General features: G+C 39.2%; 27 protein-coding genes. 15 read left to right on the forward strand and 12 right to left on the reverse strand.

The features are described 5' to 3' along the window. Nucleotides 1-2: 2 nt before the first annotated feature. On the forward strand, nucleotides 3-353 hold the full coding sequence (gene gldC / locus B4B65_RS06300; RefSeq protein WP_002992666.1) for a gliding motility protein GldC: 351 nt from the start codon (nucleotides 3-5) through the stop codon (nucleotides 351-353). 15 nt (nucleotides 354-368) lie between these two features. Next, nucleotides 369-773: an EVE domain-containing protein gene (locus tag B4B65_RS06305; protein WP_201680523.1), complete on the forward strand. Its 405-nt coding sequence runs from the start codon at nucleotides 369-371 to the stop codon at nucleotides 771-773. A gap of 134 nt (nucleotides 774-907) precedes the next feature. Here the strand turns inward: B4B65_RS06305 and B4B65_RS06310 are convergent, their stop codons facing one another. The 7 genes from B4B65_RS06310 to B4B65_RS06340 all read right to left on the reverse strand — a co-directional run bounded on the left by B4B65_RS06310 (nucleotide 908) and on the right by B4B65_RS06340 (nucleotide 8,610). Beyond that, nucleotides 908-1,435 carry an acyl-CoA thioesterase gene (locus B4B65_RS06310; RefSeq protein WP_115170423.1) on the reverse strand — a complete coding sequence of 176 codons (528 nt, stop codon included), beginning with the start codon at nucleotides 1,433-1,435 and terminating at the stop codon, nucleotides 908-910. A gap of 10 nt (nucleotides 1,436-1,445) precedes the next feature. Next, nucleotides 1,446-2,372, reverse strand: a complete 927-nt coding sequence (locus B4B65_RS06315) for an SDR family oxidoreductase (protein ID WP_293914391.1) — start codon at nucleotides 2,370-2,372, stop codon at nucleotides 1,446-1,448. A gap of 8 nt (nucleotides 2,373-2,380) precedes the next feature. Further along, complete coding sequence (locus tag B4B65_RS06320; RefSeq protein ID WP_201680521.1) at nucleotides 2,381-3,340, reverse strand: M20/M25/M40 family metallo-hydrolase; 960 nt, start codon at nucleotides 3,338-3,340, stop codon at nucleotides 2,381-2,383. 154 nt (nucleotides 3,341-3,494) lie between these two features. Beyond that, nucleotides 3,495-4,145 (reverse strand): lipoprotein signal peptidase, encoded by a 651-nt coding sequence (locus B4B65_RS06325; protein ID WP_201681646.1) that lies wholly within the window; start codon nucleotides 4,143-4,145, stop codon nucleotides 3,495-3,497. Nucleotides 4,146-4,200: 55 nt separating this feature from the next. Then, nucleotides 4,201-4,587 carry a TraR/DksA family transcriptional regulator gene (locus B4B65_RS06330; protein WP_002992681.1) on the reverse strand — a complete coding sequence of 129 codons (387 nt, stop codon included), beginning with the start codon at nucleotides 4,585-4,587 and terminating at the stop codon, nucleotides 4,201-4,203. A 3-nt stretch (nucleotides 4,588-4,590) separates the two neighbouring features. Continuing rightward, nucleotides 4,591-8,046, reverse strand: coding sequence for an isoleucine--tRNA ligase (ileS, locus tag B4B65_RS06335; RefSeq protein WP_293914394.1), 3,456 nt, complete (start codon nucleotides 8,044-8,046; stop codon nucleotides 4,591-4,593). A 210-nt stretch (nucleotides 8,047-8,256) separates the two neighbouring features. Beyond that, nucleotides 8,257-8,610, reverse strand: a complete 354-nt coding sequence (locus B4B65_RS06340) for a HesB/IscA family protein (protein WP_201680520.1) — start codon at nucleotides 8,608-8,610, stop codon at nucleotides 8,257-8,259. 98 nt (nucleotides 8,611-8,708) lie between these two features. Between B4B65_RS06340 and B4B65_RS06345 the strand changes: the two genes are divergently transcribed. From B4B65_RS06345 to purE, 9 genes are all read left to right on the forward strand, one after another. After that, complete coding sequence (locus B4B65_RS06345) at nucleotides 8,709-9,245, forward strand: hypothetical protein (RefSeq protein WP_293914397.1); 537 nt, start codon at nucleotides 8,709-8,711, stop codon at nucleotides 9,243-9,245. Between the two features lie 178 nt (nucleotides 9,246-9,423). Then, entirely contained in the window at nucleotides 9,424-10,695 is a 1,272-nt protein-coding gene (gene glyA / locus B4B65_RS06350) for a serine hydroxymethyltransferase (protein WP_201680518.1), read from the forward strand. Between the two features lie 253 nt (nucleotides 10,696-10,948). Then, the gene (locus tag B4B65_RS06355) at nucleotides 10,949-11,542 is read left to right on the forward strand and encodes an RNA polymerase sigma factor (RefSeq protein WP_201680517.1); all 594 of its coding nucleotides are present in this window, start codon (nucleotides 10,949-10,951) and stop codon (nucleotides 11,540-11,542) included. A 282-nt stretch (nucleotides 11,543-11,824) separates the two neighbouring features. Beyond that, on the forward strand, nucleotides 11,825-12,517 hold the full coding sequence (locus B4B65_RS06360; protein ID WP_002992692.1) for a zinc metallopeptidase: 693 nt from the start codon (nucleotides 11,825-11,827) through the stop codon (nucleotides 12,515-12,517). A gap of 186 nt (nucleotides 12,518-12,703) precedes the next feature. Continuing rightward, nucleotides 12,704-14,041, forward strand: a complete 1,338-nt coding sequence (gene ffh, locus B4B65_RS06365; protein WP_201680516.1) for a signal recognition particle protein — start codon at nucleotides 12,704-12,706, stop codon at nucleotides 14,039-14,041. A 123-nt stretch (nucleotides 14,042-14,164) separates the two neighbouring features. Then, nucleotides 14,165-14,761, forward strand: coding sequence for an NADH-quinone oxidoreductase subunit A (locus B4B65_RS06370; RefSeq protein ID WP_293914403.1), 597 nt, complete (start codon nucleotides 14,165-14,167; stop codon nucleotides 14,759-14,761). After that, nucleotides 14,758-15,261: an NADH-quinone oxidoreductase subunit B gene (locus B4B65_RS06375; RefSeq protein ID WP_002992697.1), complete on the forward strand. Its 504-nt coding sequence runs from the start codon at nucleotides 14,758-14,760 to the stop codon at nucleotides 15,259-15,261. Before B4B65_RS06370 ends, B4B65_RS06375 begins: the two co-directional genes overlap by 4 nt. 15 nt (nucleotides 15,262-15,276) lie before the next feature. Beyond that, complete coding sequence (locus B4B65_RS06380) at nucleotides 15,277-16,419, forward strand: 5-(carboxyamino)imidazole ribonucleotide synthase (protein WP_201680514.1); 1,143 nt, start codon at nucleotides 15,277-15,279, stop codon at nucleotides 16,417-16,419. 5 nt (nucleotides 16,420-16,424) lie between these two features. Continuing rightward, nucleotides 16,425-16,934, forward strand: a complete 510-nt coding sequence (gene purE / locus B4B65_RS06385) for a 5-(carboxyamino)imidazole ribonucleotide mutase (RefSeq protein WP_201680513.1) — start codon at nucleotides 16,425-16,427, stop codon at nucleotides 16,932-16,934. A 42-nt stretch (nucleotides 16,935-16,976) separates the two neighbouring features. Here purE and B4B65_RS06390 read toward each other — a convergent pair whose 3' ends face one another. From B4B65_RS06390 to bshA, 4 genes are all read right to left on the reverse strand, one after another. After that, nucleotides 16,977-17,957: a sugar phosphate isomerase/epimerase family protein gene (locus tag B4B65_RS06390; protein WP_293914407.1), complete on the reverse strand. Its 981-nt coding sequence runs from the start codon at nucleotides 17,955-17,957 to the stop codon at nucleotides 16,977-16,979. Nucleotides 17,958-18,057: 100 nt separating this feature from the next. Then, nucleotides 18,058-18,621, reverse strand: a complete 564-nt coding sequence (gene frr, locus B4B65_RS06395) for a ribosome recycling factor (protein WP_002992704.1) — start codon at nucleotides 18,619-18,621, stop codon at nucleotides 18,058-18,060. Nucleotides 18,622-18,651: 30 nt separating this feature from the next. After that, nucleotides 18,652-19,356 carry a UMP kinase gene (gene pyrH / locus B4B65_RS06400; protein ID WP_201680510.1) on the reverse strand — a complete coding sequence of 235 codons (705 nt, stop codon included), beginning with the start codon at nucleotides 19,354-19,356 and terminating at the stop codon, nucleotides 18,652-18,654. A 77-nt stretch (nucleotides 19,357-19,433) separates the two neighbouring features. Then, entirely contained in the window at nucleotides 19,434-20,570 is a 1,137-nt protein-coding gene (gene bshA / locus B4B65_RS06405) for an N-acetyl-alpha-D-glucosaminyl L-malate synthase BshA (protein WP_293914412.1), read from the reverse strand. A 280-nt stretch (nucleotides 20,571-20,850) separates the two neighbouring features. On the opposite strand from bshA, the gene B4B65_RS06410 reads away from it, so the two are divergent. The 4 genes from B4B65_RS06410 (at nucleotide 20,851) to B4B65_RS06425 (ending at nucleotide 24,210) form a co-directional block, all read left to right on the forward strand. Then, nucleotides 20,851-21,564: a DUF1003 domain-containing protein gene (locus B4B65_RS06410; RefSeq protein WP_201680508.1), complete on the forward strand. Its 714-nt coding sequence runs from the start codon at nucleotides 20,851-20,853 to the stop codon at nucleotides 21,562-21,564. 32 nt (nucleotides 21,565-21,596) lie between these two features. Continuing rightward, the gene (gene arfB, locus B4B65_RS06415) at nucleotides 21,597-22,007 is read left to right on the forward strand and encodes an alternative ribosome rescue aminoacyl-tRNA hydrolase ArfB (RefSeq protein WP_293914414.1); all 411 of its coding nucleotides are present in this window, start codon (nucleotides 21,597-21,599) and stop codon (nucleotides 22,005-22,007) included. Nucleotides 22,008-22,162: 155 nt separating this feature from the next. Continuing rightward, nucleotides 22,163-22,534, forward strand: a complete 372-nt coding sequence (locus B4B65_RS06420; RefSeq protein WP_293914416.1) for a BlaI/MecI/CopY family transcriptional regulator — start codon at nucleotides 22,163-22,165, stop codon at nucleotides 22,532-22,534. Between the two features lie 35 nt (nucleotides 22,535-22,569). After that, the gene (locus B4B65_RS06425; RefSeq protein ID WP_293914418.1) at nucleotides 22,570-24,210 is read left to right on the forward strand and encodes a M56 family metallopeptidase; all 1,641 of its coding nucleotides are present in this window, start codon (nucleotides 22,570-22,572) and stop codon (nucleotides 24,208-24,210) included. 72 nt (nucleotides 24,211-24,282) lie between these two features. Here the strand turns inward: B4B65_RS06425 and B4B65_RS06430 are convergent, their stop codons facing one another. After that, on the reverse strand, nucleotides 24,283-25,293 hold the full coding sequence (locus tag B4B65_RS06430; protein WP_201680504.1) for a LacI family DNA-binding transcriptional regulator: 1,011 nt from the start codon (nucleotides 25,291-25,293) through the stop codon (nucleotides 24,283-24,285). Nucleotides 25,294-25,512 lie beyond the last annotated feature (219 nt).

Genomic DNA, 25,512 nt, shown 5'->3' on the forward strand with positions numbered 1-25,512 from the left:
GTATGAAAAAGGCAGAAATTAAATTACAGATAGAATTAGACGAGCAGAATGTCCCTGAGACTATTCACTGGACATCCAGTGATGGCGAGTCTTCAGACGAACTTCCAGCAAAGGCCATGTTTTTGGCATTGTGGGATGCGCAATATAAAAACTCCATGCGTATTGATCTTTGGACCAAGGATATGCCATATGACGAAATGAAGCGTTTCTTTTATGAGACATTGCAGACTTTAGGCGATACGTTTATCCGTTCGGCTGGTGGTGATCCTATGGCTGATAAAGTGATTGGTGATCTTCGTGATTATTGCGCACATTTTGCAGAGAAAATGGAAGTTCTGGAACAACAACAATAGTTAGATATTTAGTATATGAATTACTTTTTAGTAAAGTCTGAGCCTTTCAAATACAGCTGGGAGCAGTTTAATAAAGATGGACAGACCTTTTGGGACGGAGTGCGTAATTATCAGGCCCGAAATAATATAAAAGCAATGAAGGAAGGTGATCTGGTACTTTTCTATCATAGCAATGAAGGAAAAGAAGTAGTCGGTATCGCTAAAGTAGTAAAAGAATTTTATCAGGATCCAACGACAGAAGATGAACGTTGGGTAGTGGTGGATCTTGCTCCGGTGGAGACGTTCAAAAATCCTGTGACACTGGAACAGATTAAAAGTGATACACTGTTGCAGGATGTCGCATTAGTACGTCAGGGAAGACTTTCGGTTATGCCGTTGAAGCCGGAAGAATTTGACAGAATAGTAGAGCTCGGTAATTAGAATATTAGTATAGTGATCAGATGACTCTTCATTCATATCACTTCGTATAGCTTCCTATCCAGAGATTCTCCAACTTTTATAAGCTATAGAGATGAGTATTTTATAATGATATATACTCATCTCTATAGTCTGATTTAATCCTTTTGTTCCAACATTTTCAGCAGCTTTTTGATCCCCGTAGCATGCTGAGGTTTGATTTTTCCCGCAAGTATAAGTCTGAGTTCCCGACGCTGTAAAGCTTCATCATATAGTTTGTGTTCTTTTTCTGTTTCCGGAATCAGCTCAGGTATAGGCTGTGGTTGTGTATTCTCATCGACAGCTACAAATGTATAATAAGCTTCATTAGATTTTACTTTTGTACCTAGCGGCAGATTCTGAGCGAAAACTTCCATCCGTACTTCCAGAGATGTATTAAAAGCGCGGGTCACCTGAGCTTCTATTGTCAACACTTCTCCCAGTTTGATGGATCTTTTGAAAGACACATTGTCTACAGACACAGTGACCACAGGGCTATTTGCATGTTTCTGAGCTGCCATTGCAGAACAGATATCCATCCAGTAGAGCAGGCGCCCTCCCATCAGATTATTAAATGTATTGGTATCATTGGGGAGAACAAGCTCGTTCATCACCATGTAAGATTCCTTTGCAGTTTTTGATTTCATATATTTTTACTTAACCATTCAATGGTCTGAATGTTTTGAATTGCTGGTCAATCAGATGCAGACTTTCTCTAAAAGGAGTAGGCCGGTAGTCTAACAGATGTTTTGCTTTTGACAGATCAAATCCGGTTTTGCGTGGTCTGTTCGCTGTTTGTCCTATTGTAGCGGCTGATATCTCACTGATATACGTACGGTCAAAATTCCAGAAATCAGCTATCGTATATACCGCATCTGCGATCGTCATCATTTCTTCTCCGGAGATATGAAAGATACCTGTTTCTTGCTTTTCGATAGCAGATTTGCAGGCTCTTGCCAGATCATCCACAAATGTAGGCATCCGCCACTGGTCATTGACTACCTTTATAGCTTTTTGTTTACTGAGTTTATCCTTGGCCCATAATACCAGATTAGATCTTTTCTCATCGGCAATAATCCCGTATACCAGAATGGTGCGGAGTATAGCATATTTGCATTGAGTCAGCGTAAGCGCCTTTTCTGAATCGACTTTACTTTTACCATACGCACTTAACGGATTCGTCGGATCGTCCTCTTTATAAGGTCCGTTTTTTCCGTCAAATACAAAGTCCGTAGATAGATGTACCAGATAACTGTTGTTCAGCGCTGCATATCTTCCCAGTTGTGCTACAACATCAATATTCAGACGCTGGCATAGTTCGGGTTGTTCCTCACAGGCTTCTACGCTTGTCAACGCTGCGGTATGGATGATGGATACAGGCTTATATTTCTGCAGTATATTATCTAATGATGCTGTGTCCAGAATGTCCAGCTGTCTAAAAGTATAGTCTGCCTGATTGGGATTTCGGTTCTCTCCTTTAGAAATGGCAATGACTTCATATCGGGAATCTGCTGACAAGAGGTCTGTCAGTTTTTGCCCTAAAAAACCGTTCGATCCGGTGATCAGTACTGTGCTCTTGCTCATCTGACGGATTAGTTGGTAAACTGAAAATCTAATTTTTGCTGCTGCTTCATGATATTATCTATGACCATAAGTTCCAGTTCGATAATACCTTTTAAAGATAGATAATCGATTTTGTCTGCATCATCTGTCGGCATATGATAGTCCGGATGTCCTCCGGTATGAAAGAACAGTACCGGAATATCTTTTTTGTAGAAAGAGGTCTGATCTGAGCCGCCATTGCCGTCGTGACCTGTGTAGTATTTGATGGCGGGTTTGATCCCTTCAAATATTTCCGGCCATTTTTTGCTGGTACCATATCCGATGACAGCTACTCCCTGCTGTGGATTGTAGCGACCTATCATATCCATATTCAGCATAGCGGTGATCTGATCTAATGGCAGGGTAGGATGTTCGGTAAAATATCTGGACCCAACTAATCCTAACTCTTCTGCACCAAATGCTATAAACAGGAGATTGTAATTTTCTTTTATATTGTTTGTGCTGTAATGACGAGCCATTTCCAGCAGAGCTGCTGTACCTGACGCATTGTCGTCTGCGCCGTTGTGGATTTTGCCTACTCCCAAAGAATCTTTTGAGCTTCCTTGATGTCCTGTGCCCAGATGATCATAATGGGCACCGACTACTACCGTGTACGCAGCTCCGTTATCTATAAATCCAATGATATTGTCTGCCTGGCGGATGCTGTCAGGCACCACTACACGGCGTACTTTCGCTGTAAAAGTCTGGCGGTAGCCTTTTTCTCCTTTCGGAGTCAGTCCGTACTTCCTGAATTGTTTTTCAATATAATCAGCCGCCTTTTTCACTTCTTTACTGCCTGTACCTCTTCCTTTCATTTTGTCTGAAGCCAGAAAATAAATGTGTTTCTTCAATATACGCTGATCGATTTCTTGTGCATAGCCAGTTTTTATTCCAAGTAGGAACAGGGAAAAAATAAAAACAGCCGTTAGGGTTAGATGACGTTTTAACATAGCGCAAAGATAGGAATGTTAGCGGATTGAGAGAGAAGAAAGGATTGCTTTAACAGAACTGTTGCAATTCTTTTACCTGATAAGGATAAATATTCAGGACAATTACGGGGTGTCAAATTATCCTGAATATTCATGAGTTATGTTTCGGAGGAATTTAGTCTTCCAGCATTTCGCTGTGGACACTTGATTTTTCCTCGTGTTCTACTTTAAAGTATCTCTTCTGGAATAGGAGTATCAGTACCACACCTACAGATATAGCTGAGTCGGCTATATTAAAGATAGGACGGAAGAATAAGAATTCTTCTCCTCCCCATATCGGAAACCAGGTAGGGAAGTGCCCGCTGATCAACGGAAAATAAAGCATGTCTACAACTTTTCCATGAAAGATGGTTTCGTAACCTCCTCCTGCAGGGAATAATGTTGCCGTATTGTACCAGGTACTTTCGCTAAAGATCATTCCATAGAAAGTGGAATCGATGATATTACCCGTTGCTCCAGCCAATATCAGGGCGACATTCATAATAAACCCTCTGTTGTATTTGTGTTTGATCATGTAGTGAAGCCCATATCCGATACCGGCTACAGCTATGATTCTGAATAGTGTCAGAAATAATTTACCTGCTTCGCCACCGAATTCCATACCATAGGCCATTCCATTGTTTTCAATAAAATGTATTTGAAAGTATTCTCCCAGGATTTTGTAACTCTGACCAATGGTCATATTGAGTTTGACCCAGAACTTGGAGATCTGATCTATCAGCAGAATAATAACAATAAGAAGAATGGGTTTGGTATAGCCTTTCATATATGTCAAAAAGTGGATCAGGCTTTTCGCCGGATCCACTTAGGGTTTGTTTTAATTAATATTGTTTGTTTTTCGCTTCAATACTTAGTGTAGTATGCGGAACAGCTTTCAGTCTTTCTTTCTGAATCAGTTTTCCTGTTTCACGGCATATACCATAAGTCTTGTTTTCAATACGTACCAGTGCTGCTTCCAGATTGTCAATAAATTTCTTCTGTCTGGCCGCTAACTGATTGGTCTGTTCTTTTTCTAAAGTGGCAGAACCATCTTCTAATGTTTTATACGTACCAGCCGTATCATCAGTGCCATTTGCGTTGCTGTTGTTTAATGATTTTGTTAACGAAGAAAGTTCTTCCTTAGCAACACGCAATTTTTCTAAAATAATGCTTTTGAACTCTTGCAGTTCTACATCGCTGTAGCGAGTTTTTTCTGTGTTATCTGCCATAATTTAAACTTTTACGATTAATACTGTTAGTTCTTTTTCGTCAATTTCTATTTTGTCTCCTGATGTAAGAGTTTCCTCAAAATCCAGTGTATCTGCCAGAATTTCAGCGCAAATATACGATAAATTTTCTGTGGCTGCTGCAGTTATTTCCGCATCTGAAGTTAAGGTTACTTTAATTCTGTCCGTTACTTCCAGTCCTTTTTCTTTTCTCAGATTCTGAAGTCTGTTGATCAGTTCACGGGACAATCCTTCTTTTTTCAATGCTTCCGTGATATGTACATCTAACGCAACAGTTAATTTACCCAGATTAGCCACTTGCCATCCTTCCACATCTTCGGCAATGATTTCCACATCTTCCGTCGTAATGGTATAAGGAGTATCTGCTAATGCAATTGATCCTTCTTTTTCCAGTGAACTTATAAGGTCGGGAGTCAGATTATTAATTGCCGTTGTTACTAACTTCATATCCTTACCAACTTTCGAGCCAAGAGCTTTGAAATTGGGTTTTATTTTTTTCTTAATAATCCCCGTCGTGTCTGTGATAAACTCGATATCTTTTATATTTGTCTCAGAAAGAATGAGATCCTTTACTTTTTCAACTTTTTCCTGAAACGCATTATCCAGTACCGGAACAAGTATTTTATTCAGTGGCTGGCGTACATTAATACCTGTTTTCTTTCTTAACGATAACGTTAATGATGAGATATCCTGTGCAAGAGCCATTCTCTCTTCCAGATCACGGTCTACCAAATGCTCGTGGTATTCCGGGAAATTAGCCAGATGTACAGACTCCACGGTTTCTTTTTTCGTTACTTCATTCAGATCCAGAAATAAACGATCTGAGAAGAACGGAGAGATTGGAGACATCAGTTTGGCTATGGTATTCAGACAGGTATACAGTGTCTGATAGGCCGATATTTTGTCTTCGGAATATTCACCTTTCCAGAAGCGTCTGCGACACAGGCGTACATACCAGTTGCTTAAGTGCTCATCCACAAAATTCTGAATTGCACGGGCTGCTTTTGTAGGCTCGTAGTCTGCCAGATATTCGTCTACTTCTTTAGTCAGGCTATTTAACAGAGAAATAATCCAACGGTCTATTTCAGGACGGTTTTCAATTGCAATATCCGGTTCTGTATAGGCAAATTTGTCAATATTTGCATACAAAGCGAAGAACGCATAGGTATTATATAATGTTCCGAAGAATTTACGGCGTACTTCATCCAGTCCTTCTGTATTGAATTTAAGGTTGTCCCATGGTGCGGCATTACTGATCATGTACCAACGTGTAGCATCTGCACTGTAATGGTCGATTGTCGCAAACGGATCTACACCATTTCCAAGACGCTTGGACATTTTGTTGCCGTTTTTGTCCAGTACCAGTCCATTTGAAACTACATTCTTGAAGGCTACGGATTTGCGTAGCATAGTAGAAATCGCATGAAGGGTAAAGAACCATCCGCGGGTCTGATCTACACCCTCTGCGATGAAATCTGCAGGGAATGCGGATTCGAAGCCGTCTTTGAACGGGTATTCTTCACCACGAGCCAGCTTGTCGTGATCCAGTCCCCATTGTGCATAAGGCATTGCTCCGGAATCAAACCAGACATCGATCAGATCAGGTTCACGGAACAACTTCTGACCGCCATCAGATACCAATACGATATCATCTACATAAGGACGGTGTAAGTCCAGCGTTTCTGTACCAAACTTATCCAGATAAGCTTTGTTTTTTGCTTTTTCATCTTCCGATAATACTGCTGAATCCAACGATGCTTCCAGTAGTGATTTTAACTCCGGAAGAGAACCTATGCAGATTTCTTCGTTCTCATCTTCTGATCTCCAGATCGGAAGAGGTGTGCCCCAGTAACGGGAACGGGAAAGATTCCAGTCAACCAGATTTTCCAGCCAGTTACCAAATCGTCCTGATCCGGTTGCTTCAGGTTTCCAGTTTATCGTTTTGTTCAACGATACCAGATCTTCTTTTACAGCCGTAGTACGGATAAACCAGCTATCCAGCGGATAGTACAAGACAGGTTTGTCTGTACGCCAGCAATGCGGATAAGTGTGTTCGTATTTTTTTACATCAAATGCTTTGTTTTCCTCTTTCAGTTTGATTGCGATCAATACATCTGTAGGTCTGAAGTCTTTGTCTGCACGTGCTGCATCCGAATAATATTCTTCTTTTACAAAGCGTCCTGCAAAATCAGTAATCTCTTTTACAAAGCGTCCTGTTCTGTCTACTGTAGGGACTTCTTTGCCATTTTCATCCTTTACAAGAATGCCAGGTACATCATTCTCTTTGGCAACTCTAAAGTCATCTGCACCATAGGTAGGAGCGGCGTGTACGATACCTGTACCGTCTTCTGTTGTCACAAAATCACCAGGAATCACACGGAAAGCTTTTTCCTGTAATTCTTCATTTGTGATATAAGGCAGCAATTGTTCATAGCGTAAGCCTACCAGTTCTTCACCTGTAAACTCTGCTGCTACTTCCCATGGAATGATTTTATCGCCTAGATTGTAATCCTGAAAGGACGCATTTTTACCATCAGCTTTAAAGTGTTTAGCAATGAGATCTTTGGCCAGAATTACCGATACAGGGCTTCCGGTATATTGATTGAACGTTTTAATTTTGACATATGTGATCTTCTTACCAACAACAAGAGCTGTATTCGACGGCAAAGTCCATGGTGTCGTAGTCCAGGCAATAAATGCCACATCTTCTACAATATCTTCCACCAGTTTTTCCATTGCCGGATGGATCTGATCTTTTATCAGTCTGAATTCCGCAACAATTGTGGTGTCTTTTACATCTTTGTATGTTCCAGGTTGATTCAGTTCGTGAGAACTTAGTCCAGTTCCTGCAGCAGGTGAATAGGGCTGTATCGTATATCCTTTATATAAAAGTCCTTTTTTGTACAGCTCTTTCAACAGATACCAAAGCGTCTCTATGTATTCATTTTCATAAGTGATATATGGGTTTTCAAGGTCTACCCAATATCCCATTTTAATCGTAAGGTCATTCCACACATCGGTGTATTTCATGACTTCTTTACGACAAGCTGCATTGTATTCTTCTACAGATATTTTTTTGCCTATATCTTCTTTTGTGATACCTAATGTTTTTTCGACAGCAAGTTCTATAGGAAGTCCATGGGTATCCCATCCTCCCTTACGTTTGACCTGATAACCTTTCAGGGTTTTATAGCGGCAGAAAATATCTTTGATTGAGCGAGCCATGGCATGGTGAATTCCGGGCATACCATTTGCAGACGGAGGTCCTTCATAGAAAGTATACGGTTTACTCGCGGGACGGTTACTAATACTTTTTTCAAAGATATGTTCACGTTCCCATCGTTCTAATATTTCTTTGCCGATCTCAGGCAAATTGAGCTGCTTATATTCCTTGTACATCAGTAATTTGTCTTCTGTTTTTAAGGTTGCAAATTTACGCATTTTTAATGAAAGGTGCTAAGTTTAGATGAATATCCCTGAAAAAACAATAACACGGTGTTTTGTCGCATTTATTGAGCGGGATAATTGATGAAACCGCCAGATAAATAAGCTTTTACAGGGTTTGTTTATCCGGCGGTTTTAGTGGTGTAAAATAAACGGCGCCCTGAATTTCGATTTCAGGGCGCCGTTTATTTTATGTAAAGGTAGTTTTTATGCAGAAAATGAACTTCCGCATCCGCAGGTACTGGTTGCATTCGGATTATTAAATGTAAATCCTCTTGCATCGAGACCATTTCTAAAATCTACTTCCATACCGGCCAGATATAAGCCGTGTGCTTTATTCATAAAAATACGGATCCCCTGGATTTCGTATTCTGTATCTCCCTCTTTCTTTTGGTCAAAACCTAATATATAGCTCATACCTGAGCAACCACCGCCTTCGACACCAACACGTAAACCGAAGTCTTCCGAAATCTCTTGTTGGTCTCTTAACTTTTTTAATTCCTTAACAGCACCTTCTGTCAGGGTAAGTGGAGCTTTATCAACAATATTCTCTGTACTCATCGTTATTTATTTTAAAGTCAACTAAACAAAAATACATATTTTTAGCCAGTTTTGTGATTGAACACAATTTTTGACACTTTGTAAACATTATAAGGGATATGGATTATATTGAATTTTTTAAGAATTTGTTTTTAATTGCTTTTGGCGTTTGTGCCGGATTAATCCTTGCATTCAGGCTTGTGTGGCCTAAGATAGAGGCTCTGATTATCAAAACAAAAATGCTGGATAAGAAAATGTCGGATCAAAAGGGAAGTGCGATCGGTGAAAGAGAGCATTTAAAAGCAGGTGCATATGAGCGGTTATTGTTGTTTACGGGTAGAATAGAACCCCGTAACTTAATAGCCCGCCATCTGGAGGAGAATCAAAACGTGCGAACTTTACATTTACGGCTGATTCAGGAAGTAGAAAATGAATTTCAGTATAATTTTACACAACAGCTGTATGTTTCTGCTGACGCCTGGGAAGCCGTCAGACTGCTGAAAGAAAACACAGTGATTCTGCTGAACAAGGCATTGAACGATGCTACAGATACACAGGAAGCATATGCGGAAGAGGTGTTGAAATTTCTGAGTACTTTACGTCCCGATCCTTATCAGACTGCACAATTGATTCTCAAGCAGGAAGCTAACCGGTAAAAGGCGACATTACCACTATTGGCAATAATCCGTTAAATAATAGTTCTATGCCAAAATCAAAATTATTTTGACTATTGATTGAAATAAATAAAATCTTGACACTGAATATTTTTAAGTATTGTAGTATATTTGCATTTTCAATCTAAAAGTATAATAATTCACTATTTAAAAGAATAAAATGGAAAGAGATCAGGCCATATTTAATCTTATCAACGACGAGTTGAAGCGTCAGGAAGAGGGCATTGAATTAATTGCATCGGAAAACTTTGTTTCGAAACAAGTTATGGAAGCGGCAGGTTCAGTATTGACCAACAAGTATGCAGAAGGCCTTCCGGGCAAAAGATACTATGGCGGATGCGAAGTCGTTGACGAAATTGAGACGATTGCCATCGATCGCGCAAAGCAATTGTTTGGTGCTGAATGGGTGAATGTTCAACCACATTCAGGTGCACAGGCTAATGCTGCGGTTTTCCTTGCTATTTTAAAACCGGGAGATAAGATTCTAGGTTTTGATCTATCTCATGGCGGACACCTTACTCATGGTTCTCCGGCAAACTTTTCAGGTAAATTGTATGAGCCTGTATTCTACGGTGTAGAAAAGGAAACAGGACTTATCGACTATAAACAATTAGAAGAAACTGCACGTCGCGAAAAACCAAAAGTAATTATCTGCGGTGCCTCCGCTTACTCACGTGACTGGGATTATGCACGTATTCGTAGTGTAGCAGATGAGATCGGAGCATTGGTTGTTGCTGATATCTCTCACCCTTCAGGATTGATCGCACGCGGTTTGTTAAATGATCCGCTTCCTCATTGTCATATCGTAACTACTACTACCCATAAAACACTTCGCGGACCACGTGGAGGGATGATCATGGTGGGGAAAGATTTCGAAAATCCATGGGGAATCAAGACTCCAAAAGGAGAAATCCGTACAATGACTCAATTATTAGATCTTGCTGTATTCCCGGGTACGCAGGGAGGACCATTGGAGCATACTATCGCTGCAAAAGCTATTGCTTACGGTGAAGCACTATCTGATGATTACATGAACTACATTGTTCAGGTGAAGAAAAATGCTGCAGCTCTTGCTCAGTTTTTTGTCGAAAGAGATTATAACATTATTTCAGGAGGTACTGATAACCATTTAATGTTGGTAGACCTTCGTAATAAAGATATTTCAGGTAAAGAGGCTGAAGCTGTATTAGGTAAAGCTGGAATCACCACAAATAAAAATATGGTTCCTTTTGATACACGTTCTCCATTCGTCACTTCAGGTGTACGTTTTGGTACCGCTGCTATCACTACCCGCGGAATCAAGGAAGCAGAAATTCTTCAGATCGGTGAATTGATCGACAGTGCGATCAATAATCACGCAAACGATGCTGAACTGGATAAAATCCACAGCAAAGTGAGAGAAATGATGGCTGAATTTCCGCTTTACAAATAGGAAACAGAGGTATGATAAATAAAGAGGCATTGTAATACATTACAATGCCTTTTTTGATAAAATACAAGTGTAAAGCAAATGTGAAGAAATGTTAAAAAACAGTTCTTAAATTTGAATAACCAATTATTTTCTTTTGATTTGAACTATCAAACAGAACAAAAAACTAAAATAAAATCGCCTATAGGGAAAATTTACTCTTAAAATTCAGTGCTTATTAATAGAATGCTAACTGTTAAATGTTGGGGAAAACGTTATGAAACTATTAAATAAAAAGAAGAGTGATCAAGAGTTAATTCATGCTTATATAGGTGGTGATGAATCTGGTTTGGAAGTTTTGCTGGACCGATATAAATCAAAAATCTATACTTCTATTTATCTTCAGGTTAAGGATGAACATCTTGCAGAAGATATCTTTCAGGAAACCTTTATTAAGGTAATCAATACATTAAAGGCTGGTCGTTATAATGATGAGGGTAAGTTTTTGCCCTGGGTGATGCGTATTGCACATAATATGGTAATTGACCATTTCAGACGCGAAAAGAGAGCGCCTTCTGTGGTAAATGCAGATGGTTTTGATATTTTCGAGGTGCTGCAGTTTGCAGATGAGAATGCGGAATCCAGAATGGTGAAAAATCAACGTGATATTGATTTACGCAAAATTATACAACTATTGCCTGACGATCAGAAAGAGGTGCTTATTATGCGTCATTTCTGTGAAATGAGCTTCAAAGAAATTGCAGATATTACAGAGGTCAGCATCAATACAGCATTAGGGCGGATGCGCTATGCATTGAGTAATCTGAGACGAATGATTGAAGAGCATAATATGATTCTTCAAACAGGATAAGAACGTGTTTTAAATATTCATTTTATTAAATATTTAATGATTAAAATCGTCCGGTTGATAATTCTTCCGGACGATTTTTTTTTGTTCTCCAGAGATTTTTATCAATTTCAGAATGATAATAAAAATGAATAATCGTCATGTGTAGCTCACAAGTAACGGTTCTTTTTGAGACATTCTGTCATTTTTGTATCTTAGGGGTTGCAAAAGTTCCGATCTGCAACGATTGGAATATGATTTGATAAGATTTAGATATAAACAGAAAAACAGAAAAACAGAAAAGATATGTATATAATATTATTTGTGGGCATCATGATTGTGAGTTTTGTTGTCCAGTGGAGATTTAAGAATAAGTTTAAGCAGTATTCGGAAACACCTTTATCAAGTGGGTTGTCCGGGAAAGAGATAGCTCAAAAAATGTTAAATGATAATGGCATTTATGATGTGCAGGTGATATCTGTAGACGGACAGTTGACAGACCATTATAATCCGCAGAACAAAACTGTAAATCTTAGTCCTGAAGTGTATGAAGGCAGAAGTGTGGCTGCAGCAGCGGTCGCAGCACATGAATGCGGTCACGCCGTTCAGCATGCCACAGCTTATTCATGGCTGCAGTTCAGATCGGCGATGGTGCCGGTTGTAGGTTTTGCTTCCAAACTGACTTCCTGGATTCTGATGGCAGGTGTAATTATGTTTGCTATATCCAAGGGAGGTAATTACTGGTTGCTTGCCATAGGTGTTGGCGCTTTGGCTATTACTACAGTATTTAGTTTTATAACTCTTCCTGTTGAGTTTGATGCCTCTAACCGTGCTCTGGCCTGGTTGAATACCGCTGGTATTACCCATAGCAGGGAAGAACATGACGGAGCAAAGGATGCATTGAAGTGGGCTGCAATGACTTACGTGGTTGCTGCATTATCTGCATTAGTCACGTTACTTTATTATGCTTCCATTCTGATGGGGGGACGAAGAGACTAAACTTCTTTATCGTTGTTTAATATTCAAAAGGCAAATGACTATCATTTGCCTTTTTGATTTTCAAAACAGACAAGGGTTGATCGATACAGAGCTGTCCGAAGCAAATCTTTACATGTAAAGTATGTTATTCATTTCAAGGCAATTTTGTAACTTTGTCCCTTATCAAGAAAAAGACTTTCAATTATCATGTTTCAGAATCTTCAGGATAAACTAGATAGAGCCTTTAAAGTATTAAAAGGTCAGGGTAATATTACAGAAATCAACGTCGCGGAGACAATGAAGGAAATCCGTAAGGCCTTACTGGATGCGGACGTTAACTATAAAACAGCTAAAAGTTTTACAGATGATGTAAAACAAAAAGCGCTTGGTCAGAATGTACTGACCAGTATCTCTCCGGGTCAGTTGCTGACCAAGATCATGAATGATGAGCTGACCGAACTTATGGGCGGGGCAGTAACGGAATTGGATATATCAAAAAATCCTACTGTTATTCTTATTGCTGGTCTTAACGGTGCGGGTAAAACTACCTTTTCAGGAAAGCTTGCCAGTTACCTGAAAGATAAAAAAGGAAAGAAACCTTTATTGGTTGCGGGTGACGTATATCGTCCTGCAGCTATTGACCAGTTAGAAGTGTTAGGTGGCCAGGTAGGGGTTCCTGTATTTGTTAACCGTGAATCTAATGATCCTATTGCTATTGCGCAGGCTGGTGTGGAAGAAGCAAAACGTAATGGTCATAATGTGGTGATTATCGATACGGCCGGACGTCTGGCTATCGATGAAGCACTGATGGTTGAAATTACTGCTGTAAAAGAAGCAACCAAGCCTCAGGAGATCTTATTTGTTGTGGATTCGATGACAGGGCAGGATGCTGTAAATACGGCTAAGGCATTCAACGACCGTCTGGACTTTACAGGAGTAGTGCTGACTAAGTTAGACGGTGATACCCGCGGCGGTGCGGCTTTATCTATTAAATCTGTTGTCAATAAGCCAATCAAATTTATCGGTACAGGAGAGAAGATGGAGGCACTGGATGTCTTTTATCCGGATCGTATGGCTTCCCGTATTCTGGGGATGGGTGACGTTGTATCTTTAGTAGAACGTGCTCAGCAGCAATTTGATGAAAAGCAGGCTGCGGAACTTCAGAAAAAAATACGTAAGAATAAATTTGATTTCAATGACTTTAAATCCCAGATTCAGCAAATCAAGAAGATGGGTAATATGAAAGACCTGATGGGAATGATTCCGGGCGTTGGTAAGGCTTTAAAAGACGTAGAGGTAGATGATAATGCTTTCAAACCTATTGAAGCGATTATTGATTCTATGACTCCTTTTGAGCGTGAAAATCCGGATGCAATTGATCAGAAACGTCGTATCCGTATCGCAAAAGGATCCGGTACAGACATCAATGAAGTTAATAAACTGATGAAACAGTTTGGTGACATGCGTAAAGTAATGAAGCAGATGTCTAATCCGGCTATGGCGGCTAAAATGATGCGTAATATGCCTAAAATGCCGGGCAGATAGTGAATATGTCAACAGGCACGTTTTTTTAAGTAATAAAAAAACGAGATTATAAAATTACAGGAAATAAGCAAAGTCTGTCAGACTTTGCTTATTTTAGTAATAAAAAAATGCTAATTTTGTGTTATGGATGATCCCGCGCAGTTATCAGAATACGGCAAGATCCTTATCATTGCTTTGGTAGGAATCCTGTTGGTGTGTGCGACCATATTTCTTGCGAAATTAATTTCCCCTAAAAAACCTAATCCCGAAAAATTAAGTACATACGAATGTGGTGAGGAATCTCAGGGAACTGCCTGGATTCAATTTAATCCCCGTTTTTATGTAATTGCCTTAGTCTTTCTATTGTTTGATGTCGAATTGATATTTGTATTCCCCTGGGCTACTGTTTTCGGACAGAGCGAATTTATTAATGCTGATATGCGTTGGGGATGGTTTACCATGATCGAAATGGCAATGTTCCTAGGGATTTTAGTTTTGGGGTTAGTATATGTCTGGCGTAAAGGAGATCTGGATTGGGTGAAACCTACGCATATACGACCATCGGTACAGGTGAATATTCCGGCAGGAGCTTATGACGCATTGAATAATAAGACATACGCTGTCCGGGATTATAAAGCGACTGCTCAAACTGCAGATGAGACATCCGATCAGCCTAAAGTAGAAAGCAAACCGAAAATCGGGTTCAAACCTGCATTTAAAAAACCGGGAGCATCAACATGAGCATAGAAAATCAATTACAAAATAATGGTGTAGTAGTGGCTAAGCTGGATGACCTGCTTAATTGGGCAAGACTATCATCTATGTGGCCTGTCAGTTTTGGTATTGCCTGCTGTGCGATTGAAATGATGGGTGCTATGGCCTCAACATACGATCTGGATAGACTCGGTGTATTTCCGAGGCCTTCTCCGCGTCAGTCAGATGTCATGATCATTGCCGGCACAGTTACCTTTAAAATGGCTGACCGTATCCGTAAGCTTTATGAGCAGATGCCTGAACCTAAGTATGTAATTTCGATGGGTTCATGTTCCAATTGCGGAGGTCCTTACTGGCAGCACGGTTATCATGTCGTAAAAGGAGTGGACAGGATCATTCCGGTCGATGTATATGTACAGGGCTGTCCTCCACGTCCGGAAGCATTAATTGGTGCATTTTTAGAATTACAAAAGAAAATAGAAAAAGAAAGTATTTTAGGTGAAACCTTGTTTCACGCTAGCGTATAAAAGATAAAATTATTTATGGCAAAAGATTTTTATGGTGAGTTGCAATTAGGGATTTTGGGCGGCGGACAATTGGGACGCATGGTCATCCAGGAAGCAATTAATTATAATGTTAATATACACGTCCTCGATCCGGATAAGAATGCCCCATGTCGCAAATTGTGTAACCGATTCGAAGTTGGATCATTAGGCGATTTCCATACCGTATATAATTTTGGTAAAGATCTCGATATGCTTACTATTGAGATTGAAAAGGTAAATGTGGATGCATTGGAAAAACTGGAGGAAGAAGGTGTGCAGGTATTTCCGCAATCACGTGTTATCAGATTAATTCAGGATAAAGGTTTACAGAAGCAATTCTTCAAACAAAATGACATTCCTACAGCGCCTTTTCAGCTGATTTCTACAAAGGAGAATCTCCTGAATGCAAATATTAGTATTCCTTATATTCAGAAATTGAGAAAAGACGGATATGATGGAAAGGGAGTGAAAAAGATTTCTTCACAAGAAGATCTGGAACATGCATTTGAAGAGCCGAGCATGATAGAGGAGTGGATTGATTTTGAAAAAGAGATTGCTGTGATCGTTGCCCGTAATGACAGAGGAGACATTTCAGCATTTCCGTTAGTTGAAATGGAATTCAACCCACAAGCTAATCTGGTCGAGTTTCTGATCTCTCCGTCAACATTGAGTTTTGAAATTCAGCAACAGGCAGAGGAAATTGCTAAAAAGATCGCCAATGATCTGCAGATTGTAGGGTTACTGGCTGTCGAAATGTTCTTAACAAAGCAAGGCGAGATTCTGGTAAACGAACTGGCTCCCAGACCTCATAACAGCGGCCATCAGACGATAGAAGGAAACTATACTTCTCAGTTTGCACAACATTTACGGGCTATTTTTAATTTGCCTTTGGGCAATACCAGCACACGTAGCAATGCAGTGATGATCAATTTGTTGGGGGAAGAAGGATATGAAGGCCTGGCAAAATATGAAGGGATAGAAGAAATCCTGGATATGGAAGGTGTGTATCTGCATTTATATGGTAAAAAGTATACAAAGCCTTTCCGGAAAATGGGCCATGTATGTATTGTGAATGATAACAGGGAACTGGCTATCAGCAATGCCCGGAAAGTTCAGGAAATATTAAAAGTAAAAGCATAAAAATAATGAGTTCAGATAATAAGCCTTTAGTGGGGATTATAATGGGAAGTAAATCAGACCTTCCTGTCATGCAGGACGCGGTGGAGGTCCTTAAAACATTGGGTGTATCTTTTGAAGTGACTATCGTGTCAGCACATCGTACGCCTCAGCGTATGTTTGATTATGCAGCAAGTGCTGCGGAGCGTGGTCTCAAAGTCATAGTGGCTGGTGCAGGCGGAGCTGCTCATTTGCCGGGCATGGTTGCTTCTATTACACATTTGCCTGTCATCGGAGTACCTGTTAAATCTTCAAATTCTATTGATGGCTGGGACTCTGTACTGTCTATTCTGCAGATGCCTAATGGTATACCTGTAGCAACAGTAGCATTGAATGCAGCAAAGAATGCCGGTATACTAGCAGCTCAGATTCTGGGTACATCAGATACTGAACTGACACAAGCGCTTGTCCGATTCAAAAAGGAATTGGGAGACAAGGTTGAGGAAACGGCTCTTGAAGTTGAGAAAATGAAATTTTAATAAAAACAAAAAAGGGAAGTTTAAACTTCCCTTTTTTGTTTTCTATTTGATCTTTGATAAGGTGTTCTCTACATAATCGTAGCTCTTTTGGATACTGGCAAATTTATCGGCCATATAAATATCATCCTGTTCTACAAAAGCATACTTCAGACCAGATTTGTCTGCATATTTTACAATATTCATAAAATCTATATTTCCGGTACCTACTTCAGCATATTTGATTTCTTTTATAATATCTCCGAATCCGAGTTTGTCCTGTTCTCCTCCAACTATCGGTTTGGTAAAAGCTTTGTCCATATCTTTCACGTGCCACATAGAGAAGCGGTTTGGATATTTTTCAAAGTAAGATTGAGGGCTTAATCCTGATTTTTCAATCCAGTACAGATCCAGTTCAAAATCTACCAGCTCAGGTTCTGTAAATGCGATCAGGATATCTAATCCTTTTGTTCCGTTTGGCTGATCTCTGAACTCCCAGAAGTGATTGTGATAGCCCATTTTAATACCTGATTTTTTAGATATTTCTCCGGCTTTATTGAGTTGTTCTGCTGCGTATTGATAATCTGCAGATTTTAAAGCATTGATGTCAAACATAGGTGTTACCGGAGCGACTACATAAGATTGTCCTAATTCTTTGGCAATCTCTACATAACGTTCGATACTCTCTTTATCTTCATGATTTTTACTCAGGTATTTTGACAGATCATAATGTCCGCTGTGAGTTTTCAGATTATTGTCCTCTAATACCTTTTTGAAATCCTTGATCGGTAATCCGAAAAATTCTCCTTTGGTCACATCTACACCAAATGTCTCCACGTGTTTGTAACCAATTTTTGCGATCTTCTCAATTGTTCCTTTTGCATCTTTTGCCAATTCATCCCTTAAGGTGTATAATTGGATTCCGATATGCTGGAAAGGTCCTTCTGCGATCTTTTTGGATTCACAGGAAAGAAGATACGGACTTAAAAAAGCCGCTGAAACACCGACACCAGCTTGTTTTAAGAATTTTCTCCTAGATTTGTTCATAGTTTGTTTTTTAAGATAATCCAATGTCAATTTACACAATATAAAACTAAATAAAAAGAGCCCTTAATTTAAGGGCTCTTTTTAGGTGAGATATCAAGACTTAGACGGTCATAATATCTTTTTCTTTCAATTCTGCCAGTTTATCCACTTGTACGATGAAACTGTCAGTCAGTTTCTGTACTTCAGCTTCACCAACTTTGATTTCGTCTTCTGACGCACCGTCATTTTTAAGTTTTTTGATCGATTCGTTCGTATCCTTACGGATGTTACGAATAGCAATACGTCCTTTTTCAGCTTCTTCTTTCGCTTTTTTTACCAGGTCACGTCTTCTTTCTTCAGTCAATGCCGGTACTACCAAACGAATGACGATACCGTCATTTTGTGGATTAAGACCCAGATTAGAATCGATAATTGCTTTTTCGATAGCGCTTATCAGTGATTTTTCCCAAGGTTGGATAACAATTGTGCGTGCATCTGTAGTATTGACATTACTCACTTGTGCTAATGGGGTAGGGCTTCCGTAATAATCTACAGAAATACCATCTAACATAGACGGGGATGCTTTACCTGCACGGATTTTTGTCAATTCAGACTCCGCGAATGATACTGCTTTAGTCATTGAATCCTTACAGTCATCAAGTTGAAGAGAAATCAGTTCGTTCATATTATGTTTGTTATATTTTCTTATGTATTATTAGCGGACAACAGTTCCTACATGTTCACCGTTGGCCAGTTTTTTCAGGTTACCTTCTTTGTTCATATCGAATACAATGATTGGCAGGTTGTTTTCCTGACAAAGCGTGAATGCGGTCATATCCATTACATTCAAGCCTCTTTCGTAAACTTCTGTAAAGGAAATCTCATCAAAACGGGTAGCTGAAGGATCTTTTTCAGGATCTGCGGTGTATATACCATCTACGCGTGTACCTTTTAATACTGCATCTGCATTGATCTCGATAGCTCTTAATGAAGCTGCTGTATCTGTTGTGAAATATGGATTTCCGGTACCGGCTCCGAAGATGACAATTCTTCCCTTTTCCAGGTGTCTTACTGCTCTTCTGCGAATAAAAGGTTCACAGATCTGTTCCATCTTGATTGCCGTAAGAAGGCGAGTTTTTAATTCGACTTTTTCAAGTGCATCCTGAAGAGCCATACTGTTGATTACTGTTGCCAGCATCCCCATGTAATCTGCCTGAACACGATCCATACCAGATTTTTCAGCACTTAATCCTCTGTAGATATTACCTCCTCCAATAACGATTGCGATTTCCATGCCCATGCTATGGATTTCTTTGATGTCATTGGCATATTGTCTGACACGGTGAATGTCGATGCCGTAATTCTGTTCGCCCATTAAGGCTTCTCCGCTGAGTTTGAGTAGGATGCGTTTATATTTCATGATTTTCTTTTGGAAGTTTTCCAAAAGCCAAAGATATGATAATTTTTTTAATCCCTTTATTGCCTGTTTGAAGAAAATCAACCTTTTTTGACCTTCTCAATTACTTCATTGTAGTAATTCTCATATTTGGGCATAATATTACTCAGCTGGAAGTCTTTGGCACGGTTGAGTGCAGCCTCTTTAAACTGAAGAAGTCTGTCACAGTCTTCGAGAACACTGATTGCATTTGCGGCCATTTCATCCACATTGCCTACATCACTGAGATATCCGGTCACACCATTCACGTTCAATTCCGGCAGACCTCCTGTATTGGTTGAGATTACCGGTACTTTGCAAGCCATAGCTTCTAAGGCTGCCAGTCCGAAACTTTCTGAACTGGAAGGCATCAAAAACAGATCGGAAACGGAAAGTATTTCTTCAATAGCATCCTGCTTGCCTAAGAAACGCACATCGTGACAGACACCCAGCTCACGCGATAATTCTTCTGCGTTTCTTCTTTCCGGGCCGTCACCCACCATAAGCAGCTTGCTTGGAATCTTTTCGTTAACCTTTTGAAAGATTCGAATCACATCATCTGTCTTCTTTACTTTACGGAAGTTGGATGTGTGTATGAGGATACGTTCATCAAAAGGGGCAATAGCTTTTTTGAAGTGGGAGCGGTCTTTATTGCTGAATCTTTCCAGATCTATAAAATTAGGAATGACCTGAATATCTTTATTGATATCAAAGTATTCTAGTGTTTGGGACTTCAAATTTTCGGATACTGCTGTAACGCCGTCCGACTGGTTGATCGAGAAGGTCACGACAGGGCTGAAGCTTTTATCTTTACCTACTAAGGTAATATCGGTACCATGCAGAGTCGTTATGACAGGAATATTAATCCCATAAGTAGCCAGAATCTGCTTGGCCATAAAGGCTGCTGAAGCATGCGGAATAGCATAGTGCACATGTAGTACATCGAGGTTTTCAAATCTGACGACATCTACCAGTTTACTGGCAAGGGCTGATTCGTATGGTAAAAAATCGAAAAGGGGATATTGTGATACGGCAACCTCATGATAGAACAGATTTTCAGAGAAAAAATCCAGGCGGGCAGGTTGGCGGTACGTAATAAAGTGTATTTCATGACCATTTGCTGCCAGGGCTTTACCTAATTCTGTAGCAACAACACCACTTCCTCCAAATGTAGGGTAACAAACTATTCCTATTTTCATGTTCAAAATTTATCTGATGCAAATTAAAGATTATTTCGGACAGGAGAGGATATCTTAATTGCCATAATTCTGCAAAATTTTTGAGACAGCAAAGGCAAATGAGATTAGTAAAGTAAAAATAGTCAATATAAAATGCACTTGCTAACAGGATATATTCTGTAAATTGGGATATTATTTTATCTATTTATGAAATATGTGTGTAGCAGAAGTCACACGGATACTTGTGCATACCATCTGTATCCGCCGGTGGGCGGACAATATTTGAAATGTAAAATTATATATGAAAACATTCATCAGTGATCTTTCCGGCAATCCGTATCCTGTAAGAGAGAAGGTACTTGGCTCTACGCTGAGAAATGCAATAGTGCAGTTGATTCAGGAAGATCATCAGGGATTTGACCGTGATAAATGCTTGTCAACAGGTGAATTGGATTATTATAAAGAAAAATATCTGTCCTCTATTCTTAAAAAGGAAATTGGAGAGCTCACTCAGCTTGATCAGATGGTACTGGATAGTCTGAAAAATAATGAGCTTATATCAGCATCTTTGGACCAGGATCAGGATACCATGAACTTTGGAGATAAAGTCTCAGACAAAGTTGCTGAATTTGGCGGTAGCTGGACATTTATTCTTTCTTTCATCGCTTTTCTGATCTTGTGGATATTGGTGAATATATATTGGTTAAGTAACAAAGGTTTTGATCCTTATCCTTTTATTTTACTCAATCTCATCCTCTCCTGTATTGCAGCTCTGCAGGCGCCTGTGATTATGATGAGCCAGAACAGGCAAGAAGAGAAGGACCGTGAACGTGCCAAGAATGATTATATGGTCAATCTGAAAGCAGAGCTTGAAATCCGTGCGTTGCATGAGAAAATCGATCATCTGATCATTCATAAGGAACAAGAACTGGTAGAAATGCAGCAGTTTCAGGTGGATGTTATCAAAAATCTGATTGAAAAGATTGATAAACTTGAAAGTAAACTGAACAAGTAGGATCTGCCTGCTAAACTTTCTATTTTTGTGTTATGGTAGCTAATAAAGAGATTCTGCTTACAGAACTTGTATTCAAATTTTCCAGATCCGGCGGTGCAGGAGGTCAACATATTAATAAAGTATCTTCTAAAGTTCTTCTGCAGTGGGATGTAGCCGGGAGTACAGTTTTTTCAGCTGATCAAAAGGCTACTCTGTTTCATGTTCTTTCCAATCGTATTAATAAAGATGGAATATTACAGTTGGAAAGTGATAATGACCGATCTCAGGTCAGGAATAAAGAAATTGCTATTCAGCGGTTTCTGACTCTTATAGACACGGCTTTAACCCCTGTTAAAGCCAGAAAAAAAACAAAAATTCCCTATTCTAAAGTTGTTGATCGTTTGGACAGGAAAAGGAGACAATCTGACCTGAAGAAAACCAGAAGTAAGAAATTTGATGAGTAATTTGTGATACAATTAGATTTAATTTTAAATTTATATTCTTGATATTCAGGTTTTTGCGATTTAAAACTAAAAATATAGTTGTAAAACTAAATATTTAGTTTTAAACTTGTTTTATAATCGATTACTGGCAATATTGTCTTATTATTCATAGAGTTATGGACGAAATCAAAGAACTTACAAAAGCAGAGGAACAAATTATGCATGAGCTTTGGGAGATGAACGGCGGATTTGTAAAAGATGTTATCGAACGCCTTCCGGAACCGAAGCCAGCATATAATACCGTGTCTACTATCGTGCGGATATTGGAAACCAAGGGTTTCCTGATGCACAAATCTTACGGCAAGAGTCATCAATATCTGCCTAAGATTTCAAAAGAAGAGTATAAGAAAGTAATTACGGGTAAATTGTTGAACAATTATTTCGATAATTCAGCGAAAAGTATGTTGTCCTTCTTTCTGGAGGAAGATAAACTGAATCTGAAAGATGTAAATGAATTGTTGGAAATAATTGCCAAACAGAAAAAATAACCAAGCGGATCGACATTATTATAAACAAAAGTATTATGATGACTTACCTGATTATGGCCAATTGTAGTATGCTGGTATTGTATATGTTGTACTACCTGCTACTAAGAAAGCTTACTTTTTTTCAGTGGAACAGAGTTTATCTGATAGGAGCATTATTAGTTTCCCTGATTATACCCGCATTGCAGTTTATGGATTTTTCCGATAGCGTATATGCTGCCGATATTATTCCTGTAATCAAAATGAATATGATCGCTGTGCAGGGAGACGTCATTGTGCTGAATCCTAAACCTCTCACATTTAGTGTGATTGTGGTGTATTGGGTAACTGTAAGTATGGCCGTTGTGTATTTTCTAATCAGATTACTGCGTATTTTCAGATTATTCAAAAAGCAAAATCCGAACATGTCTTTTTCGTTTTTGCAACAGATCTATGTTGGTGATGCAGTCGCAAATGCTTCTCTGATCTATGCACATGAAGATGTCCACGTGAAACAACGACATACTTACGATATCCTGTTTGTAGAGATTGTCCGTATTTTCAACTGGTTCAACCCTGTACTATACTTTTATATTAAGGAATTAAAATTTCAGCACGAATGCATTGCTGATCAAATCTGCTCCGGACAGGACAAGCGTTCCTATGCTGAAGTATTGGTAGCGAACGCAATGAGCGTGCCCGCTCATGTAATGTTTCATGAGTTTTCTAATCAATCATTTTTAAAGAAAAGAATTATGATGTTATTTCAGAACAGATCAAAATCCATCAATAGGATAAAATACGTGTTGCTACTTCCTTTAACCGTTGGTTTAGGAGTTACAGCATTAGCCTTTAATAAAACATTAGATGTTGTCAAGACAGATCTGGTATCTAAGGTAATGGATGTGCATCTTCCTCTACCGGAGGCACCCAGTTTTCAGAGACAGGAAGTAGATGTAGAGGATAAGAAACCTACACAACAGCAAGAGCCGGTCGTAAAGACTGCGGAAGTTCTTCCAGAGCCTCCAGGGGGAATGAAAGCCTTTATGACATTTATAGGGCAAAACTATGTCTATCCAAAAGCTGCTGTTGACAATAAAGTAAATGGGATAGTGACGGTAGCTTTTATCGTGGAAAAAGATGGATCTCTGTCAAATTTTAAAATTACAAAAGATATGGGCTATGGTACAGGAGAAGAAGCTATACGAGTACTTAAAATGGCGGAGAAATGGAAGCCGGGATTAAATAATGGTAAAGCGGTAAGGGTTGCTTATACAGTGCCTTTGAGATTAGTCGCTGCCAGTGCCACACAAAATACCGAAACAGAACAAAGGGATATTTCTCCAAAAGCAGGAGTACCTAGTCCTCCAGATGAGTATATAGTTTTAACGAAAGTTGAAAAAGGTCCGGAGCCGACAGAAGGTTTTCAGAAATTTATGATGTTTATCGGGAATAATTATCAGTATCCAAGTGAAGCCGTGAAATCAGGTGTAAATGGTAAAATACTACTCACTTTTGTTGTGGAGAAAGATGGTTCACTGACAGATTTCAAAATTGCACAAGATCTGGGATATGGAACAGGTGAAGCTGGACTGGCTGTGTTAAAAAAATACAATCAGAAATGGACTCCCGGAGTTCAAAACGGGAGACCGGTCAGGGTAATGTATACGCTGCCAATACAACTCAATACAGTGGACTAAATTTGTGCTTAGCTGAAAAAATCCCGATACAATCGAATTGTATCGGGATTTTTTATAGTAAGGCTTTTATTCTTAGTTGGCCTTGATTAATTCTGTCTGTAGTATAATAGTTTCGAATTCCTCAATAGGGTAATTGGATTCTATCATTTTGATAAGCAGCTCTGTCGCTATTTTACCCATTTCTACTGCAGGTTGTCTGACAACATTCATGGTCGGGGAGAAGAGACTCACGACATTTGAATTGGTAAAGCCTGATATCGCAATTTTATTGGCCAATTCCGGATTTTTGGTTTTGAGAGCCAGTAAGAAACCGGTAGACAGACGATCACCTGATATAAATATGGCATCGAAATTCTGCTCTAAAAGTTCATCTACAACATTTTCCAGTTCATTGAGATTCATACCTCCGTATAAACAATGTTTTACCAGATCTTCATTAAAGGGAATATGGTATTTTTTCAATGCATCCTGATAGCCTTTTAACCGTTCCCGTGTGATAGAAAGATTTTTGGCATTGTTGAGATGCGCAATTTTTCTTTTTCCGGACAGAATCAATTGTTCTGTGGCCGCAAAAGCTCCTTTGTAATTGTTGACAATGACCTTGAACGTATCGAAATCTTCCGGCACCCGATCAAAGAACACGATAGGAAACCCTCTTTCATATAGTTTTCTTAGGTACGAGATATCTTCTGTCTCGGAAGCTAAGGCTATCAGCAATCCATCTACGGATCTAGAACTCAGATATTCTACATTGAGTTTTTCTCTTTCAGCCGATTCATGAGTCTGGGAGATCATCACATTATAGTTCTTCTGATAGGCAACAGACTCTACTCCATTAATAACCTGAGAGAAAAAATTGTTTGCAATTTCACTGAGTACAATCCCTATAGAATAGCTTCTTTTTTCTTTCAGACTTCTGGCTATAGGGTTGGCACGGTAGTTTACTTTTTCGGCATATTCTAATACGATTTTCTTGGTTTCCGGACTAATTTCATAGCTATCTCTTAGTGCCCTGGAGACCGTAGAAGTAGATAGATTAAGTGCCTGCGCAATATCCTTGATCGTATAGTTTTCAAATTTCATTCCTAACAAATATAAGCAATGTTGGCAAGATTACAGCAAAACGGGATTTCCTATTTTGTGACCGCAATCGATGTCGGGAACGATTGCATAACTTTTGGCCCAAAAACGGCTTCTACTGGAATTTACTTCGCATTTTTGTGATATGATAACCGATTATAAGAATTAGACAGATAACCGTAACTATTGCCTTCTTCTTATTAAAAAAAATAATAACATCTA

Origin of the sequence: Sphingobacterium sp. UBA5789, assembly GCF_002418355.1 — a bacterium.
GTDB lineage: Bacteria > Bacteroidota > Bacteroidia > Sphingobacteriales > Sphingobacteriaceae > Sphingobacterium.